Source organism: Hyphomicrobium facile, from assembly GCF_900116175.1.
Classification (GTDB): Bacteria; Pseudomonadota; Alphaproteobacteria; order Rhizobiales; family Hyphomicrobiaceae; genus Hyphomicrobium_B; species Hyphomicrobium_B facile.
The window spans coordinates 498,709-516,595 of sequence record NZ_FPCH01000003.1 but is presented as its reverse complement, the minus strand read 5'-3'; the positions used below and the strand labels follow the sequence as shown (position 1 = coordinate 516,595).

Here is a 17,887-nt window from a genome sequence, read left to right as displayed (position 1 = left end):
GAAGGACGAAGAGCAAGCGAAAGCCCGGCCGCCGGGTTAAGGGCGCCGGGCTGAATTTCGGCTAAAGGGCGATGAGTCCGCTTTAGGCAGCAGCCTTCGAAGCCTGCGCTTTCTGAATTTCGCGCTTCAGCTTGAGGCAGGTCGGCGACAGCACGTCGTTGTCAGCCTTCAGAAGGAAAGCATCGAGGCCGCCGCGGTGTTCGACGGTTTTCAAAGCCCGGGCCGAAACGCGCAAGCGGACTTTCCGGCCGAGAACGTCGCTCAGCAAGGTCACGACGTGCAAATTCGGACGAAACGTGCGCTTCGTCTTGTTTTCAGCGTGGCTTCTGAGGTTGCCTGAGAGGGGCAAAGTCCCCGTCAGCTCGCAGCGCCTGGTCATAACTCTCTCCTGTGCCGCGGCTTTACGAGCGCGGTTGATCTAAAGTCTGCTATTGCAGCAAAAAATTGTGCCCCGCAAGCAGAGCCTACGGGGTTTCGCCAGCTGTATAATGGACATGCCGGACGCACGTCAAGACTGGGTTCTAACGGTACCCGAAGTCCAACATTCGTCGCAAATCGGCCCTACCACCGGCTGGTGTAAGGGGATTGCAGGGAAGAACAATGCCGAATTCGCGTGCTGGGGCCACGAGACATGGCGCCTTTTGCTCTTTTCTGCTGGCCGCCGCGGCGGTTTTGCCGCTTCAGGCCGCCAAGGCGGGCGACGCAACCTATCCGAGCGAGGTTGACGCAGTTTACCGGCTTTCGTTCAACGGCTTGAGCGTCGGGAAATACCGGTTCAGCTCCCACTACGACGGAAGATCTTACACGGCGAACGGCAAGACCGAAATTTCAGCCCTGTTCGGCGCCTTCAAATGGGCGGGAAATTTCCTTGGTAGCGGTTCTGTCGAGACGACGACGGGCAGCCCTCGGCCCGCAAGCTTCGAGATGAGCACCAAGACGAAGTCGAAAACGACCTCCGTGAAGCTCAGCTTCGATGGCAGCCGTGTCGCTTCGATTGCCCTGGTTCCCAACAAATCCCCGTCGGCGGAAGCCGTCAAGTTGAAGCCGGAAAACCTGCAGAACGTATTCGATCCGATGGGCGCGACGCTCGCGATCTCGAACGCCAATGCCGCAGATGCCTGCAATCGCACCATCCCCGTTTTCGATGGCAAGGCGCGCTACGATCTTCGCTTGTCCTTAAAGGGGCGCGAACCGATCAAGGAGAAGAAGCCGTCGGGCCAGCCGCCCGAACTCGTAGTTTGCCAGGTAAAATATGTTCCGATCGCGGGCCATAAACCCAAGGATTTCGTCAATCCCTGGATTGACTACGATCATATTGAAATTGCACTGCGCGCCGTGCCTGCGGCCGGAATTTATGTGCCTTACCGGATCACGGTCCCCTCAACCATCGGCTCCGCCGTCATGGCGATCGATACCATTAACATCACCGCCCCGAACAACCAGCAGATTGCGTTGAAGCAATAATACGCCTAGGGCGCAGGGTTGCGCGACCCGATACCCTTCGCAGTGGGGCCGAATAACCCTTGATCTCTTGGCCCTCCTCTGCAATGCCAGGGCTCGATCGGAGTCAAGTACGACATGGCAAGTGATCTCGAGGCCCGCATCCGAAACGTGACCGCGGTGCTCGGACCAACGAATACCGGCAAGACGCACCTCGCAATTGAGCGGATGCTCGGCCACGAAAGCGGCATGATAGGCCTTCCGCTGCGACTGCTCGCGCGCGAAGTCTATGACAAAATCAAGCAGCGCGTGGGGGCGGACAAGGTCGCGCTCATTACGGGCGAGGAAAAGATCAAGCCGGAGCGCGCGCGCTACTGGGTCTCGACCGTCGAGGCGATGCCGCGCGACATCGACGTCGACTTCCTCGCGATCGATGAAATCCAGCTTTGCGGCGATCCCGAGCGGGGCCACGTCTTCACCGACCGCCTGCTACATGCCCGCGGCCGGTCCGAAACGCTGCTCCTCGGTGCGCAGACGATGCGCGAGGCGATCAGCGATCTCATCCCCGGTGCCAACTTCATTTCGCGGCCGAGGCTTTCGAAGCTGACCTACAGCGGCGAGAAGAAGATAACGCGTCTTCCCTCGCGGACCGCGATCGTCGCTTTTTCGGCGCAGGAAGTTTATGCGCTTGCGGAATTGATCCGTCGCCAGCGCGGCGGCGCGGCCGTCGTTCTCGGCGCGCTGTCTCCCCGGACGCGCAATGCGCAAGTCGCGCTCTATCAATCCGGCGACGTCGAATTCCTGATCGCGACCGACGCCATCGGCATGGGCCTGAACCTCGACGTCGATCACGTCGCATTCTCTGCACTTCGCAAATTCGACGGCTACAACCACCGCAATCTGACGCCGGCTGAGATCGGCCAGATCGCCGGCCGCGCCGGCCGCCATATGAATGATGGCACCTTCGGCGTAACGGGCGGCGCCGACGGTCTCGACGCCGATATGGTCGAGCGCCTCGAGACTCATAGCTTCGACAGCGTCAAGACACTGCAATGGCGTAACCGCGAACTTAATTTCTCGTCGCTCGATGCTCTGCACACATCACTTCGCGAACTGCCGCGCGAGCAGCGCCTGACGCGGGCCCGCACGGCTGATGACGTCGCGGCGCTCGAAGCTTTGTCGGCGGATCGCGAAATCACCGATATTGCAACAAACCGCGATCGCGTCGCGTTGCTGTGGGACGTCTGTCAGGTTCCTGATTACAGGAAGATTTCAGGCCAGAGCCACGCCGAACTGGTCGGCAATCTCTACCGGCATTTGACGAGCGGCAACAACCGTATCGATGAAGATTGGTTCTCCAAGCAGGTCTCGTTGGCCGATCGCACCGACGGTGATATCGACACCCTCGCGAACCGTATCGCGCACATCCGGACCTGGACATTCGTCGCCAATCGCCCCGATTGGCTGGGCGACCCACAACACTGGCAGGAACGGACAAGGGCCATCGAAGACAGCCTGTCCGATGCTCTGCATGAGTGTCTGACACAACGATTTGTAGATCGGCGGACGAGCGCTTTGATGAAGGGCATGCGAGACAAAGACGAGTTGACAGCCGACATCGCCGACGATGGCGCGATCACTGTCGAAAATCACTTCGTAGGACGCCTCAAGGGCTTCCGTTTCACCCTCGACGCGGCTGGCGACGGCATCCACGAGAAAGCGACGCGTCAGGCAGCAATGCAGGTCGTGACGCGCGAACTCGGCATGCGGGCGCGCCGGGTCGCGGCGGCTCAGAACGAAGCGTTCAAGCTGACGCGCACCGGCAGCATCATGTGGCGCGAGGACGAGCTTGCAAAGCTCGAACGCAGCGAAGATCCGTTGCAGCCGGGCCTGACGCTCCTCGCCGACGATGCGATGAGCGAAGCCGATCGCGAGAAGGTCCAGGCGCGTCTCAAGACGTGGCTTGACGATACGATCGCCGATAAATTGAAGCCGCTCGTTGAGATGTCACGCAGCACGGAGCTCCAGGGCTTGGCGCGCGGCATCGCCTTCCAGCTCAAGGAAGGTCTCGGCGCATTGAAGCGCGAGACGGTCGCGAACGAGATCAACGCACTTGATCAGGCGGCACGTGCGGAACTCCGCAAATTCGGGCTGCGCTTCGGTGCGTTCAATATCTTCTTCCCGCTCATGCTGAAGCCCGCGCCGGCCGACCTCGCGGCGACGCTTTGGCTGCTGAAGAACCCGACGCCAGCAGGGACGGCGCCGCAACTTCCGCGCCCCGGTTTGACAAGCGTTGCGGTCGATCCGGCAACGCCGGAAGCGCTCTATCGCGCCCACGGATTCCACCTCTGCGGCCCGCGCGCCATTCGCCTCGATATCCTTGAGCGGCTCGCCGATCTGATCAGGCCGTTGCTCGCCTGGCGGTCAGGCCCCGGCAAAACCGAAGCCCCCCCCAAAGGATCGACCGGCGACGGCGGCTTCCGGGCGACCGACGACATGATGTCGATCCTCGGGTGTTCCGTCGACGAGCTGAGCGAGGTTTTGAAGGCGCTGGGCTTCCGGCTCGAGAGACGCCCGATCGTAGCCGCGGCACCTGCACCTGCGCCCGCAACGGAAACAAGCGCGTCGCCCGAAGCAACAACCGGCGGCGAAGCGAAACCAGCCGAGACCGAGACCGAGCCCGAACCCGAACTTGCCGCAGCGGAAGCGCCTGCGGACGAGGCCGCGACAGCGGCTGCCGTTCCTTCGCCGGCAGAGGAAGCCGAGCCCGCAGTCGCAACTCCATCGGATACCACTCAAGCCGCCGCCGCCCCGGAAGCAGAAAAATTCGAAGAGATCTGGCGGCCGCGCCGGCACCAGCGGCCTGAGCGCCGGGACGGGCCGCCGCGCCGCGAGGGCGGCCAGAACCGCCACCAGCGCCCGCATTCGAACAGGCCCGCCGCAGGCGTGCCGCACGCAGCATCGTCAGCAACGGCGAATTCCGAAGCTCCGGCCTCTGAGACGCCGGCCGGCAACGATCGCGCCGAGCATCAGCGTCACCGCCGTCCCGAGCGCCAGGAAAATCGCGGCGAACGCCCGCGCTTCGAAGGCCGCAAAGGTGGTGGAGATCGGCGCCCCGACCAGGGCGGCAGGAAAGAAGATGCAAACCGTCCGCGCCGCGACGACAATAGAAATGGCCGCCGCGAAGAACGCCGGTCGCCGCAAGTGATCACTGCGGCGCCGCCGAAATCAGCTGCAGCCGATTCATCGTCGCCGTTTGCCGCGCTCGCCGCGCTGAAGGCTCAAATGGAGAAGCGGAGCGAAGGCTCCGGCTCGACCTGATCTCATGCCTGACGCGGCTCCTGGGTCCGTTCAGCGCATCGATCAATGGCTTTGGTTTGCACGGATCGCCAAGTCTCGGACATTGGCGCAGGCGCTGATTGAGCGTGGGAAAGTCCGCGTCAATCGTGAAAAGGTATATAAGACAGCTACGATCGTCCGGCCGGGCGATGTCCTAACGCTTTCACTCGGGCCACGCGTTCTCAGCATCGAAATCCTCGGTATTGGGACGCGGCGTGGCCCGGCCTCCGAAGCGGTGACGCTCTACCGTGATCTTACACCAGCACCGCAGCGCACCACGTCGACGACTGAAGGGGAAAACGAGCGGACCGAAGCGGATCCGCAGCAGGCCTTGCGCTCCGAAGGGAGCGGCAGGCCGACAAAGCTGGAGCGGCGCCAGTTGGACAAGCTGCGAGGCAGAAGGTGAACTGTGACGCCCCGTCCACCTAGGCAGGCGTAATGCCTATGCTAATAAAGGCGCCGCTAGATCGAGCCGCCGGGTAGGGGAGCGTCGTGCCCCAATCATCAATCGATCGTCTTCGATGGACCAGGATTCCGAATGACCTACGTCGTCAATGAAAAGTGCATTAAATGCAAGTACACCGATTGCGTCGAGGTCTGTCCCGTAGACTGCTTCTATGAAGGCGAGAACATGCTCGTCATCCATCCCGACGAGTGTATCGACTGCGGCGTCTGCGAGCCGGAGTGCCCGGTCGACGCCATCAAGCCGGACACCGAGCCGAACTTGGAAAAATGGATGGAGCTCAATCGCCAGTATTCGGAAGTTTGGCCGAACATCACGGCCAAGAAGCCGGCCCTTCCGGAGGCCGAAGCCGTAAAGGACGAAACCGGAAAATTCGAGAAATATTTTTCTCCGAATCCGGGTTCCGGCGACTGAAATTTGCTTTCGCGCGACGGATTAAACCCGTGCGGAGCAATTCCAGGTTAAGACGTTGGAATTGCGCAGTATTTTAAAGAAGGTCTTAATCTCGACCAGATTGTCTCAGAACGCCGCCCTTCATTTACCCCCAAAACTGTGTTAGGGTCAGTTGTGATGGCGTTAAGTCTGCACAAATCCGGAACGGCCGCGAACAAACAGGGGCTGCCTCGCTCTGATGGGCAGCTTCTTATAAGGCGTTATGGGGCGTCGCTGGGCCACTTCAGAGTCGGACAGGATTTGCAAAGCTAGGCCACAAATAAGCGCGCAGGGGAACGGCTTCCCGACAAAGGAGGCTCGGATCAATGCGCGCATGTTGTTCGGATGCAACAAGTATCCGCCACACTGATGCTCCGCCCCCACAGGGCGGACTGACGGCCGAGCCGACCCGTCCGGCGAGGCCCAGTATGCGAGAGTGAGAGATCGATATGGCTCAGAAGAAAAAAGCTCCGGTCGTCCCCAAGTCCGCAGCGAAAAATGCCGCGCGAAAAACCGTTCCTCTGAAGTCCGCCGCGAGCGCCACCAAGGTCGCCGCGAAGCATCCTGCTAAGCCGAAAACCGAAGCTCCCGCCAAGGCGAAGGTAGCGCAGCCGGCCGCTGCTAAGCCGGTCAAGAAATCAGTTCCAGTAACCGCGGCGCCTGCAAAGGCGGCGCCTAAGATCGAGGCCACTTCCGTTTTGAAAAAACCGCTCCCGCATTCGCCTGCAACTGCCCATCTCGCTGCCAAGGCTGCACCCGCGCCGCAGCGCACTGTTGCCGTTCCGGCTAACGCGCACAAAGCGGCGAGCCAGAAACTCACGGCACCGGTCGCGCCCGCCCAGCAGCCTGTCACGCCGAAGGCAATTGCTGAAAAGGCTGCAGCTGCCCGCCAGATCCTGGCCGCGCAGAAGAAGCCGGTTAGCCAGCGTCACGGTTTCAAGGCCAATGAATTTGTCGTCTACCCGGCCCACGGTGTCGGCCGCATCGTCGGCATCGAGGAGCAGGAAATCGCGGGCATGTCGCTCGAACTCTTTGTCATTACGTTCGACAAGGAGAAGCTGACCTTGCGCGTGCCGACCGGCAAGCTCGCAAGCGTCGGAATGCGCAAGCTGGCGGACGAAACTCTCGTCAAGAAGGCGATGGAAACGTTGAAGGGCCGCGCGCGCATCAAGCGCACGATGTGGAGCCGTAGGGCGCAGGAGTACGTCGCGAAGATCAACTCCGGTGATTTGATTGCGATCGCCGAAGTCGTACGCGATCTCTATCGCTCCGAAGCTCAGCCCGAGCAGTCGTATTCCGAACGTCAACTCTACGAGGACGCGCTCGACCGCATGGCGCGCGAACTCGCGGCTGTCGAGAAGCTTGACGAGCGTGGCGCAGTTCAGAGGATCACCGAGATCCTTTCGAAGAGCGCCAAGGGCCGTCGCTTGGCTGAAGGCGAGTCCGTCGGCGAAGCCGCTTAAGACTGAAACACTGACGCTTATGAATTACAGCGCTCGGTTCCGCACCTTCCGGCGGGGCCGGGCGCAACTCTTTTTGGCTGCCATCATCAGATCGGATCACCCGGCGCTCGCACCGAAAGGAGCGGGTTCAAAGGGCTTTGATCACTGACAGTGGCCGGAGTTCCGGGCGGCAGCGGCATTTCAAGCTGCGATGGATCGGCAATGTCGATCATCGGACCATTCCGCCGCTCGATCCATCCGCGTACGACGACGGTCTTGCCTGTCAGGCCATCGAGCGCGCGGTCGAACTCGGGATTTGCAGCAAGTACTTTCTTGTCGACGCGCGCGGTGAAATCCGTTTGCCAGTCGTTGCTGAAGTTGATGTACGCCGCGCTTTTCGTGCGGCCGATGGAAGCCACAGTCCCCGTCACGCGAACGTACTTGCCGCGCTGCTTCATCACTTCGCCTGCGCGGTCGGCGGGCAAGGTGCGATAGACGCCATTATTCCAAAGCCCTAACCGTTTCTCCCGCGCTTCCGCTTCATGCGCGAGTAGCTCAGCAGAGCATGTAAAGCTTTCGGGAAACCCGTAGGCGCGCGCAAAGCCCTTGGCGAGCAGCGCTCCCTGCACCCAGCTCTGCTGCCCGTGATCATCCACGAAAACGTGCGCGAGCGTCCGCCCGTAGCGGTCGATACGCCGCCCCGCGAACGCGAGCTTGATCTTCTTCGCAAGGACGAGATCCGATAGCGCCCTGATGGTGTCGACTTCCGGAGGCCACGCCCCGTGAGCCGCATTGGCGTCGCGTGCCCTGGGCGCAAGCGCGCCGATCAGCCGGACGACTTTACCGTCATCGAGAATGATTGTTTCGCCATCGACGATCCGCGTGACCGTCCGGATGGGACCGGGCTCTAGAGTGCAGGTCTGAGCCTGATTGTCGTCCGCAGCAACCGCGCGAGGATGCACCCCGAGCAGCACCAGAACGCCGAATATCGCTGCCGAACCCCGCCAAGCCATAACGCAAATCTGATCATAGTCGCCCCTCTTCGCCAAGGTGCGAAAGAAGCCGATGCCGCCCTCGATTGAACGCCGGGATCCGGGCCCAACCGAAAAGAGCATAAATGACAGGGTGTCATCGTGCCTGCGGCCGCGAGAATTAACCCCCACGCTTGACCTGCGCCCATGCTCACCGCATAGCTTTCCGGCGCGCCGCGAAAGCGGCCAGCTCCCGGCGGCCCACTGCCGGACAGCGCGGACCGGCCCCGTAGCTCAGCTGGATAGAGCAACGGTTTCCTAAACCGTAGGTCGCAGGTTCAAATCCTGCCGGGGTCGCCACCTTCGAACGTGACGCTGACGTCATCCGCATAAGCGAGCTTCGCTCGGGATCGCCCCTTCGGAACGGCCGACATACGTCGACGCGACCCAAATTTTTTTAACGCTGTGCACGCCGTCGCCAGAAACGTTCCTTCTCACCGTAGAGCCAATCTTCAGTCCGCGTGAAAACACGCTCGGCGTTCCGCCTGCATCATTGCGCAAGGGAACGCCGGTCTCGCCGCTCATCCGCATGCGATGCGCGGCGAGCGTCGCACATGAAAATTTTTAAAAATTAGGGCTCAAGGAGATTCGTATGGAAACGTTTCGAAGCACGAACGCGCGACCGAAGTCGCGTTGTGCCGGGCTGCTTGCGACAGCTTTGTTCGCAGCAGGCGCATTCGCATCGATGCCCGCACTTGCGCATGACCACGATGACGATAGCGGCCCGACGGTCAGAACGGCCGAAGGCCCGGTTCGCGGATTTACGAAAAATGGCGTCAACATCTTTCTCGGTATTCCTTATGCCGCGCCACCTGTCGGCAATTTGCGCTGGCAGCCGCCGCAGCCGGTGAAGAAGTGGAAAGAAACCTACGACGCGACGGAGTACAAGAGCACCTGCCCGCAGGTGACCGAACTCGGCGCCTTCGCAGGACCTTCGAGCGTGAATGAAGACTGCCTGTACCTCAGCGTTTTCACATCGAACAAGAGCAACGGAAAGAAGCCGGTTCTGGTCTGGATCCACGGCGGCGGCAACGTCGACGGCGAATCCAACGACTATGATGCGAGCAAGCTCGCAACGGGCGGCCCCTATGGCAAAGATACCGTCGTTGTCGTGATCAACTATCGCCTGGGACTTTTCGGCTACTTCTCGCAGCAAGCGATCAACAACGAAGGTCATCTGTGGGGCAACTACGGCATCCTCGACATTCAGGCGGTGCTCCACTGGGTTCAGAGAAACGCCGCTGCGTTCGGCGGTGACCCGACGAAAGTTGCTCTCGGAGGACAGTCCGCCGGTGCGCAAGACACAGGCGCCAACCAGCTTTCGCCTCTAGCGACGGGACTGTTCAACCGGGCGATCTATGAAAGCTCGCCACTGTCGTCATTGGCGAACGCCACGACCGCGCTTTCGCACGGCAACGACTTCGCAACCGCCGCGGGATGCACCGGTTCCAACGTTTCCCAATGCCTGCGTAGCCTATCCGCCTCGCGCATCCTGCAGCTGCAGGGGACGCCGAACGCGAACGGGCCCTACATAACCGGCCCGTTCGTTGACGGGACAATCATACCAAGGCAACCCGAAGCCGCCTGGACGTCCGGCAACTTCAACAAGATGCCGACCATGGGCGGTGCCGTGAAAGATGAAGGCAACTTCGGTATCGGCATCACAGAATACTTCTCAGGGCCGCCACAGGTGCCGATGACGGTCGACCAATATAACGCTCGCGTTACGGGCGCGGTCGCGGCGCAGTACCCGCTCAGCAACTACGGCGGCAATACGCAGCTGGCGTTTGATCGCGTCAGCACCGATCGCGGCAAGTGCAGCGGTCTGCATGTTCTCAAATTGTGGGGACCGCAGATGGCGACCTATGGCTACGACTTCACCTATCAGAACGCGCCCTATTACTTCCCCAAGATGCCGGGCTTCCAACCCCTGGCGGCACACACGATCGACATCCAGTTTCTGTTCGCGAACTGGCATGGCGGTCCGTTGGGCGTGAATCTCGACCAGACGACTGGCGTCCCGCGTGAAATTCAAGGCGCCGAAATCGGGCTGTCCGATCAGCTTGTTGCAGCGTGGACGAACTTCGCGGCAACGGGAAATCCGAACGGTAACGGCAACTCGCCGTGGCCGAAGGTCAACGGCTCGTCGGTGCAATTCTTGAATGAGAACACGCCGCTGTCGACGGAATCGGAAGCCGATTACAGAGCCGCATACAAGTGCGATTTCTGGGATACGCAGATCGTCTATCCGCTGATGTAGTCACTTGCGAGGACCGAGTTCTGAGCGCGGCTGCATCTTCGAAGCTGCAGCCGCTCTTTGATTGGCCCTAGGGACAGAGGGCGCGGGCGCGTCCAGGCGTTATCCCGAATCGCTCCTTGAAGATGCGATTGAAAGCCGATGGATCCCCGAAACCCCGGCGAGCCGCGACGGCATAAATCGGCTCATGGCGAAGTGCTGGGAGGCAAAGATCTTTCCGCACGTGGTCGAGCCTCTGCGACGTCACATAACCGCAGAATGTCATTCCCTTCTCGGCGCAAAGCTTGTGGACATAGCGGAGGGAAATTCCGAGCTTCGCCGCAGCCGATCTGGGTGAGAGATCAGGAGCATCCAGGTTTGCATTTATGTAGTCCAAGAGATCGCTCAGCAACGATCGCTGGGCAACGTTGCCTCGCGCCGGTCTCTCATGCTCCTTTGGAACGGCCAATGCCGCAACCGGTAACAGCGAAGCAAAAACATTGAAAAGCGAGACGGCTTCAAAATCCGGAATGACGAGAAAGTTTTCGGAGAGATAACCGAGACAGGCCGTCAGCGGCGCAATCATGCTGTCCGCGGAAATCAGCGCGCAGCTCAGATCACCGTTCGCGCTTTCGAACGCCGCAAATTGGTTCCGGTCGAAGCGAAACGTCAGGCACTCGAACTGCCCGTCGCACTTTTCCGTCATCACGACAGGATAGCGACTCTCGTGAATGACAAGGTCTCCGCGCTCGGCCGTAAAGTCATGCAGGCCCTGTTGAACGTTGAGCTCGCCGGAAAGCACGTAATTCGCGAAAATGCACTCGAACGGCGAACTGTCGAGTTCAGTCTTGTGACGTGCTGCGATGATCGGAGATGTCTTCATTTTCGCGACGGCGCCCATGGGAAGAAGCAGCCCTTCTGCTCGCCCGTGAAATGGGTCGTCCTGTTGCCGCTCTATTGACCATGGAAGAAATGCGCCACAGACGAATTTGCGAAAAGTGCTGAATGCGGTCGTCGACGGCCCATATTGGCTGTCCCACAGGCAGGTCTTCGGTGTGGCGCGCTCGTTGACGGAGTTGTTCAACGTATGCCCCCCTGCATCCGCGTTAAGGGTCGCTGCGCGTCCTGAACCTGCTGGGCGTGCAAGCGTACCTCGATTTGAAAGCTCGGTTGAACGTCGAGAGATCGCCGAAGCCCCACCGGTATGCCATGGCCGCAATCGGCGGTCGTTTGCTCGATGCAAGCAAGTCCCACTTGACCCTTTCGAGCCGCCGCTCGGTCACGTAGGAACCAAACGTTTCGCTGGTGTTTGCAAAGAGCTTGTGAATATAGCGGACCGATACGCCGAGTTGATCAGCAACGAGCGCAGGCGACAAATCCGGATTGGAGAGGTTGCGATCGATATAGCGCAGTACCTCGCGCAGTGTCCGCCCACTCTTGGCGACGCCGATACTCCGCTCGCCGGAGTCTGCGACCATCACCAAAGGCAGCAACGTAACGCACGCTTCGAAGAGGCCGGAAAGTTCGGCCTCCGATGCCATCGTGAGCTCCTTGACCAGAAGGTTCAAGCATCCGCCGAGTGGACCGGCCAATCTGTCCGCCCCGACAACCACGTTGCGAAAAATGTCGTCGGCGTGGATTGCGGGCGGAAATACGGACCTCCGGATAATGAACGCGAGATTGTCGAACGGCTGGCCGGATCTCTCCGTCAAGACGACGGGCTCATAGCTTTGATAAAGAACGAGTTCGCCCGGCTTCGCAAAATTCGTTCGTCCGCCTTGCTCGACCTTGAGCTCGCCGGAAAGAATAAGGTTGCCGTGAATGCAGTCCATGGCGGATCTGGCGATATTCGATTTCGTCTTCGTGGCGGTGATCGACGTCATTCGCACACGGCCGACGGTTCCGCTCTCGAAGCCCAGGCTTTCAACACGCGCATGAAAATTGTCGTCGATCAGTTCAGGCGTCCAAGGCATGAATTCGTTGCAGATCGTTTCGCGAAAGTTGCTGAAGGCCTCAGCGTGCGGTCCTGACCGGCTATCCCAAACGGAAAGTCGAGCAGCGCTTGCGGGCGCGCTCTCCATAATCGACATTTCGTTTCCTCCCACCTACGGTTCTACGCCGCTTCGATGAGTGCCCGCTTCACAGTTCATCGAACGCGCGCCGGGTGTAATTTGTTTGCTTCTAGAGTACTGAAAGTCGTGAAGAATATTAGTTTGTATGACCGTTTCTGCAGCGCTGTATAGAGCGCTCATGGGGCGCGCGCTTGGCGGTGAGGGAACATTTCTAACGAGCCAGTGCACAAAGTTCATCTCTCGCTTTTGCGTGCCCTGATGGGTATGAGTGCACAGTTCGTCTTCTCAAAGAGCTAAAAATATCGATCCATCAGGGTTGGTAGGGAAACCAGTTGCCGATCCGGATGAAATGAAGTCGCCGAGCACAAACTTGATCGCCATCGCCGCGGCCGTCGGCGTCGCATTGATGTCATTCGCTCTTTTCGAGCCACAGCGCGCAATCGTCTCGTGCATCCTCGGCTGGGTGATGATCGCCATCGCCGCTTACGATGCCGAGAACTTCATCATTCCCGATGTTCTGTCGTTACCGATGATTCCAGCCGGTCTCATCATCGTCTGGCTGTGGGATGACATCGACGCCGGCCGGACGCTGGTGCTCGAACACTTCCTGGCGGCAATTGCCGGAGGCATTCTCTTGTATGCCGTTCGGTACGGTTACTATGTTTGGCGCGGGCGCGAAGGGCTTGGGCTCGGAGACGTCAAGCTCGCAGCGGTCGCGGGAGCGTGGACCGGACTTCAAGGCATGAGCAATGCCTTGCTTCTCGCCTGTGTGACGGCGATTTTCTGCGTGGCGCTTGTGCGCGTTCGCGGCAAATCTTCGGTCACTGCCACGTCTGCGGTGCCGTTCGGCGTCTTCTTCGGACCTGCGATCTGGGTGATCTGGTGCGTGAATGCGTTGGCCGCGCGAATGGAACTCACCCAACTTGCGGCTTGGTAATCGCGTCTTGGGATAAAGTGACTCTCACTTTATCACCGACGCCTGGCCTCCCGCTCCCCGTTCTTGAACGTCGACATCCCAGGCCGTTGGCCTTGGCGCGAGCGATTGCATACCCGCACGCAGCGCTTCAGCAGCGTTGCTCGCGTCTTCCGGATTGTGAATGACCGTCGGCCGAATAAACACGATGAGCTCGGTTCTCACCTTCGTGTTGTTGGTATCCCCACCGAGAACGTCGCCGATGTAGGGGATTTTGTTGAGCACGGGAATGCTGGATTTCGAGCGGTTCACTTCCTCGCGGATGAGGCCGCCGAGAACCACCATCTGGCCGCTCTGGACGGCAATCGTGCTCGTCACGCGCCGTTGCGATATCGTTGGTGTCAGCGACGTCGATGAAGATGAGCTCTGGCCCGCAGGGTTCTGAACCGCGCTCACTTCCTGCTGGATTTCCATCGTCACGAGACCGTTGCTGTTGATGCGCGGCGTTACATTCAGGATGACGCCCGTATTCTTGAACTCGATCTCGTTGACGGTAGGCGAGTCCGGATTGATCACGCTCTGTGCCTGGCGTGTGATGATCGGAACCTCGTCGCCGACTTCCAATGTCGCCGGCTGGTTGTGAAGCACGACGACGGATGGCGATGAAACGACCCGGACGGCAGTCTCCTGCGCCAGCGCATCGAGGATCACGCGGGGATCTGATCCAACGGCTCCCGCAATGAGATTGAGACCGGGCGCCACTGGCGCGATGGCAAGTGCATCGGCGGTGCTGAACCCGATTGCGCCGGCCTTGCCGCGGTTTTTCTGCAGATAGAATTGTACGCCGTAGGCCAGATTGTCGTTGAGCGTCACTTCGGCGAGCGTCGCATTGATGAGCACCTGCAACGGCGGTTGATCGATGCGCCGGAGGATCTGGAGGATCTTCCGGTAGTTGCGTTCCGATGCCTTGATCAGCAGCTTGTTGTTTCGCTCGTCCGGAGTGATCCGCACCTGATCTGACGACGTGGAAGAGCCCCCCGAAGACGCCGAGCTATCATCTGCGGAGGTGTCGTCCGCGGCTGCCGCTGGAGGTGGCGCGCTCTTCAACGGACCGCTGCTGCTGCTGGAACTGCCCGGAGTATCGCTGCTGGCAAAACCGGCCCCTGTGCCGGCAGAGCTGTTGCTGCCGTTGCTGCTGCCAAAGCTGCTTCCAAAGCTACTTCCGCTGCCCCCACCCGAACCCATCCGGGAAGCTCCGGAAGTCGGTGCAACTTCTTTCTCTTCCGCGCCGCGAAGGGAGCCGCCGCTCGATCCGGAAAACGCCGCCATCAACAGCTGCGCCAAATCTTTCGCGCGTCCGTTTTCAACCCGATACACGTAGAAGTTGTTGTCGTCGGCGCCGCCGTGGTCGAGCCGCGAAATCCATTCCGCCGCCTTGTCGATCGATTGCGATTTCGGCGCGAGCACCAGGATGGCATTGAGGCGCGCGATCGGCTGAAACTTGACGAGGCCCCTGCCTTGCCGCTCCGTCTGGAAAACTTGCGCCAGCTCCCGGATGACGTCGTCGGGCGCTGCATTGTTCAGCTTGAAGAGCCCCGCTGACTGCCCCTTCATCCAATCGACGTCGAACATCGAAATGATTTCGACGACGGACTGCCGCGCTTGGCTGGAACCGCGGACGAAGAGAAGGTTGTTGTAGACGCTTGCGCGCAGGTCCTCCTGCTTGACCAACAGTCCATCGAGCATGCGCATGATCGCATCCGTCGAGACGTACCGCAGCGGGAAGATCGAAACGCCGTAACCGGCGCCGACCTCCCGGCTTTCCTTGACGTAGTCGAACGCAGAGATGCCCTGCTGGTGCGCGTCGGCTTCAGGAACCACACGGTAGACGTTGTTTTCGATGAGGAGGACCGCTTTATAGGTCGCAAGCACGCTCTCCAGGATTGAAATGAGCTGGGTCCGCGACACCGGACCGCCGGTCGACAGCGTGACCCGGCCTTCGACCTTCGAATCGAAGACGTACGTTATTCCAAGCGTGTCTTTCAGCACGACCTTTACGAACTCGGATAGCTCCGTATCGTTGAAAGTCAGCTCATAACCCGAGCCGCTTTCGCTCACGCCCGCATTCATTTGCCGCGTCGCTGAGGAGGTGATGCGATTATCGCCGGGGAATTTCTGGGAAACCGTTTGCGAGCTGCCGACCGAGCTATATTGCGGCCGGTTTATGGGGCTTGCGGGAGCAAGGCTCGCATTTGAAAGTTTTGCCATCTCATCGGGCGGCTCAATGAGGGGCTTTTCGAGCGAAGAGCACCCCGAGAAACTAACCGACGCAAAAAAACTTACGGCTAGGCTCAACCAGCGACCCATAAAAAACTTCCTCTAGAAGTCCTACGCGACAAAAATTTTGTTTGGACTTCGCGACGACACCTTCAACAGAGCCACTGTGCCGTCGCCGACTTTTCCCGCTGTACGCGTACGCAATAGTCTGCAGACGTAATCCGCAAGAAAATTTCGACCCGCATTACATTGTTGGATCAAGGTCTGTTGCCATGGCGTAACTTATGCTCCGCGCCACCACTGTAGAAACTTGCCGTGAGTGAACTGAATTGGACGCCAGTGCACTCGCACGCCGTCATTCACCTTGCTCGTTAGCCTCTTCGAGAAATACGCATACGGCGCGAGGCGCTTACGGGAAAATTGGGATTTATAGACCCCCGCTTTGTTGATACGGTTCGACGTTCCCCGGCTGCAGTACGCGTATACGTCCGGGGGTGGGGCAGTTGTTATGAGTGGCAGTTTCGAAGAGTACCTGCTCAGCGAGCGCATCGTTTCGCAAAGCGATCTCGACAGCGTCGGGAAGTTTCGCCAGGAGACAGGCGCTTCCATATTCTCCGCATTGCGGAAGGCGTCGGGTGTTCAGCCGCAGACGCTCGTGCGCGCGGTGGCGGATTTTCATAAAGTCCCGAAAGTCGAAGAGACCGACTGGCAGAAATTTCAGCCGCCGCAAGCGAACATCTCCTACGCGTTTTTGCGCGAAAACAAGGTGTTTCCGTTCGGCGAAGTCGACGACGGCGTGCTGCTCGCGATGGAAGATCCATCGGATGATCAGTCCATAAACGCCGTTCGTATTGCGCTTCAGCGCGAAATCCTGCCGCGCGTTGCCTCGTCCGAAGACATCCTGTCAGCGATCGAGCGTGCAGCACGCGAACGCGGCAGTTCCGCGATGTGGCAGGACACAGCGAAGACCACGCCGGGTGCCGACGACGTCGAGCACCTGCGCGATATGGCGCTCGGCGCGCCGGTCGTGCGCTTCGTTAACCAGATGATCCAGCACGCCGTGCATGCGCGAGCGACTGACATCCATATCGAGCCGTTCGACGGACGCGTGGCGATTCGCATGCGCGTCGATGGCATGCTCCGCGACGTCGCTCCGCCGCCCGCGCAAATGGCCAAGGCCGTCGTTTCGCGCGTTAAGATTCTGTCGGGACTGAATATCGCCGAACGCCGCCTGCCGCAGGATGGCCGCTCACGCATCCGGATTAACGAGCATCGTCTCGATCTGCGCATCGCCACCATTCCGACGATCCACGGCGAGGCTGTCGCCATTCGTCTGCTCGATAACGTCAGGCGGATGCTCGACTTTGCCCCGCTCGGCTTCGGCGCGTGGGACGAGCGGGAAATCCGCAGCCATCTCTCGGCGCCCTACGGCTTGATGCTGGTGACGGGTCCGACCGGTTCGGGCAAGACGACGACGCTCGCGACCGCGCTTTCGCTGCTCAATCAGACGCACCGGAAAATTCTGACGATCGAAGATCCGATCGAGTATGAGCTCGACGGCGTCAACCAGACCCAAGCCAAGCCGGCGATCGGCCTCACCTTCGCCGACGCGTTGCGCTCGTTCCTCCGGCACGACCCTGACGTGTTAATGGTCGGCGAAATGCGCGACGGCGAAACCGCCAGCATCTCCATTCACGCGGCGCTGACGGGCCATCTCGTCCTTTCGACGCTGCACACCAACACCGCCGCTGGCGCCATTCCGCGACTGCTCGACATGGGGATCGACGCGTTTCTCCTCGCGTCCTCGCTGAGGTGCGTCGTCGGCCAACGGCTGGTTCGCGTGCTCTGCCAGCACTGCAAGCAACCCTCCGACGAGGAGCTTACACTGGGCAGTATCGAGCAGCGGCGGTTGATCGGTGGCGACGGCCATTGGCGCGCAGTCGGATGCGAACGCTGCTTTGGCACCGGCTACAGCGGACGCATCGTGATCGCGGAAGTCATGACCGTCGATGACGAAATTCGCCAGCTGATACAGCCCAACGCCAGAACGGCGGACATCGAGGCGGCCGCCCGTCGCAACGGCATGACCACGATGATCATGGACGGCCTTGCGAAATGCCATGCGGGCATCACTACGCAAGAGGAGGTCCGCCGCGTCGCGCTTGATATTTAACGGCACTTAGAAAAAGCGCCGTCACACAAGAAAAGAAACTGAGGGGAAATATCATGAAGGCGCACGTGA

General features: G+C 60.1%; 13 protein-coding genes and 1 tRNA gene. 9 read left to right on the top strand and 5 right to left on the bottom strand.

Going from position 1 to position 17,887, the window contains the following annotated elements:
- Positions 1–82 precede the first annotated feature (82 nt).
- A complete protein-coding gene (gene rpmB / locus BM399_RS15505) occupies positions 83–379 on the bottom strand; it encodes a 50S ribosomal protein L28 (protein ID WP_092868659.1) in 297 nt (98 codons plus the stop codon).
- Between the two features lie 221 nt (positions 380–600).
- Here rpmB and BM399_RS15500 point away from each other — a divergent pair, with 221 nt between their 5' ends.
- From BM399_RS15500 to BM399_RS15480, 5 genes are all read left to right on the top strand, one after another.
- Positions 601–1,464 carry a DUF3108 domain-containing protein gene (locus tag BM399_RS15500; protein WP_092868658.1) on the top strand — a complete coding sequence of 288 codons (864 nt, stop codon included), beginning with the start codon at positions 601–603 and terminating at the stop codon, positions 1,462–1,464.
- Between the two features lie 114 nt (positions 1,465–1,578).
- Positions 1,579–4,761, top strand: a complete 3,183-nt coding sequence (locus tag BM399_RS15495; RefSeq protein ID WP_092868657.1) for a helicase-related protein — start codon at positions 1,579–1,581, stop codon at positions 4,759–4,761.
- 4 nt (positions 4,762–4,765) lie between these two features.
- Positions 4,766–5,185: an RNA-binding S4 domain-containing protein gene (locus BM399_RS15490; protein WP_092868656.1), complete on the top strand. Its 420-nt coding sequence runs from the start codon at positions 4,766–4,768 to the stop codon at positions 5,183–5,185.
- Positions 5,186–5,317: 132 nt separating this feature from the next.
- Positions 5,318–5,656 (top strand): ferredoxin FdxA, encoded by a 339-nt coding sequence (gene fdxA, locus BM399_RS15485; protein ID WP_092868655.1) that lies wholly within the window; start codon positions 5,318–5,320, stop codon positions 5,654–5,656.
- Positions 5,657–6,123: 467 nt separating this feature from the next.
- Complete coding sequence (locus BM399_RS15480) at positions 6,124–7,137, top strand: CarD family transcriptional regulator (RefSeq protein WP_092868654.1); 1,014 nt, start codon at positions 6,124–6,126, stop codon at positions 7,135–7,137.
- A gap of 86 nt (positions 7,138–7,223) precedes the next feature.
- Here the strand turns inward: BM399_RS15480 and BM399_RS15475 are convergent, their stop codons facing one another.
- Complete coding sequence (locus tag BM399_RS15475) at positions 7,224–8,129, bottom strand: thermonuclease family protein (protein ID WP_143117844.1); 906 nt, start codon at positions 8,127–8,129, stop codon at positions 7,224–7,226.
- A 241-nt stretch (positions 8,130–8,370) separates the two neighbouring features.
- On the opposite strand from BM399_RS15475, the gene BM399_RS15470 reads away from it, so the two are divergent.
- Positions 8,371–8,447 (top strand) — tRNA-Arg (locus tag BM399_RS15470).
- Between the two features lie 292 nt (positions 8,448–8,739).
- The gene (locus BM399_RS15460; RefSeq protein ID WP_092868652.1) at positions 8,740–10,407 is read left to right on the top strand and encodes a carboxylesterase/lipase family protein; all 1,668 of its coding nucleotides are present in this window, start codon (positions 8,740–8,742) and stop codon (positions 10,405–10,407) included.
- Between the two features lie 67 nt (positions 10,408–10,474).
- On the opposite strand, the gene BM399_RS15455 is transcribed toward BM399_RS15460, so the two are convergent.
- Together BM399_RS15455 and BM399_RS15450 are read right to left on the bottom strand one after the other, a co-directional pair.
- Positions 10,475–11,467, bottom strand: coding sequence for a helix-turn-helix transcriptional regulator (locus BM399_RS15455; protein ID WP_177228185.1), 993 nt, complete (start codon positions 11,465–11,467; stop codon positions 10,475–10,477).
- 22 nt (positions 11,468–11,489) lie between these two features.
- Entirely contained in the window at positions 11,490–12,473 is a 984-nt protein-coding gene (locus tag BM399_RS15450; RefSeq protein ID WP_092868650.1) for a helix-turn-helix domain-containing protein, read from the bottom strand.
- 331 nt (positions 12,474–12,804) lie between these two features.
- Between BM399_RS15450 and BM399_RS15445 the strand changes: the two genes are divergently transcribed.
- On the top strand, positions 12,805–13,392 hold the full coding sequence (locus BM399_RS15445; protein ID WP_092868649.1) for a prepilin peptidase: 588 nt from the start codon (positions 12,805–12,807) through the stop codon (positions 13,390–13,392).
- Positions 13,393–13,416: 24 nt separating this feature from the next.
- Here the strand turns inward: BM399_RS15445 and gspD are convergent, their stop codons facing one another.
- Positions 13,417–15,636: a type II secretion system secretin GspD gene (gene gspD, locus BM399_RS15440; protein WP_244531288.1), complete on the bottom strand. Its 2,220-nt coding sequence runs from the start codon at positions 15,634–15,636 to the stop codon at positions 13,417–13,419.
- A gap of 517 nt (positions 15,637–16,153) precedes the next feature.
- Here gspD and BM399_RS15435 point away from each other — a divergent pair.
- On the top strand, positions 16,154–17,818 hold the full coding sequence (locus tag BM399_RS15435; RefSeq protein ID WP_092868647.1) for a GspE/PulE family protein: 1,665 nt from the start codon (positions 16,154–16,156) through the stop codon (positions 17,816–17,818).
- Positions 17,819–17,887: the final 69 nt, after the last annotated feature.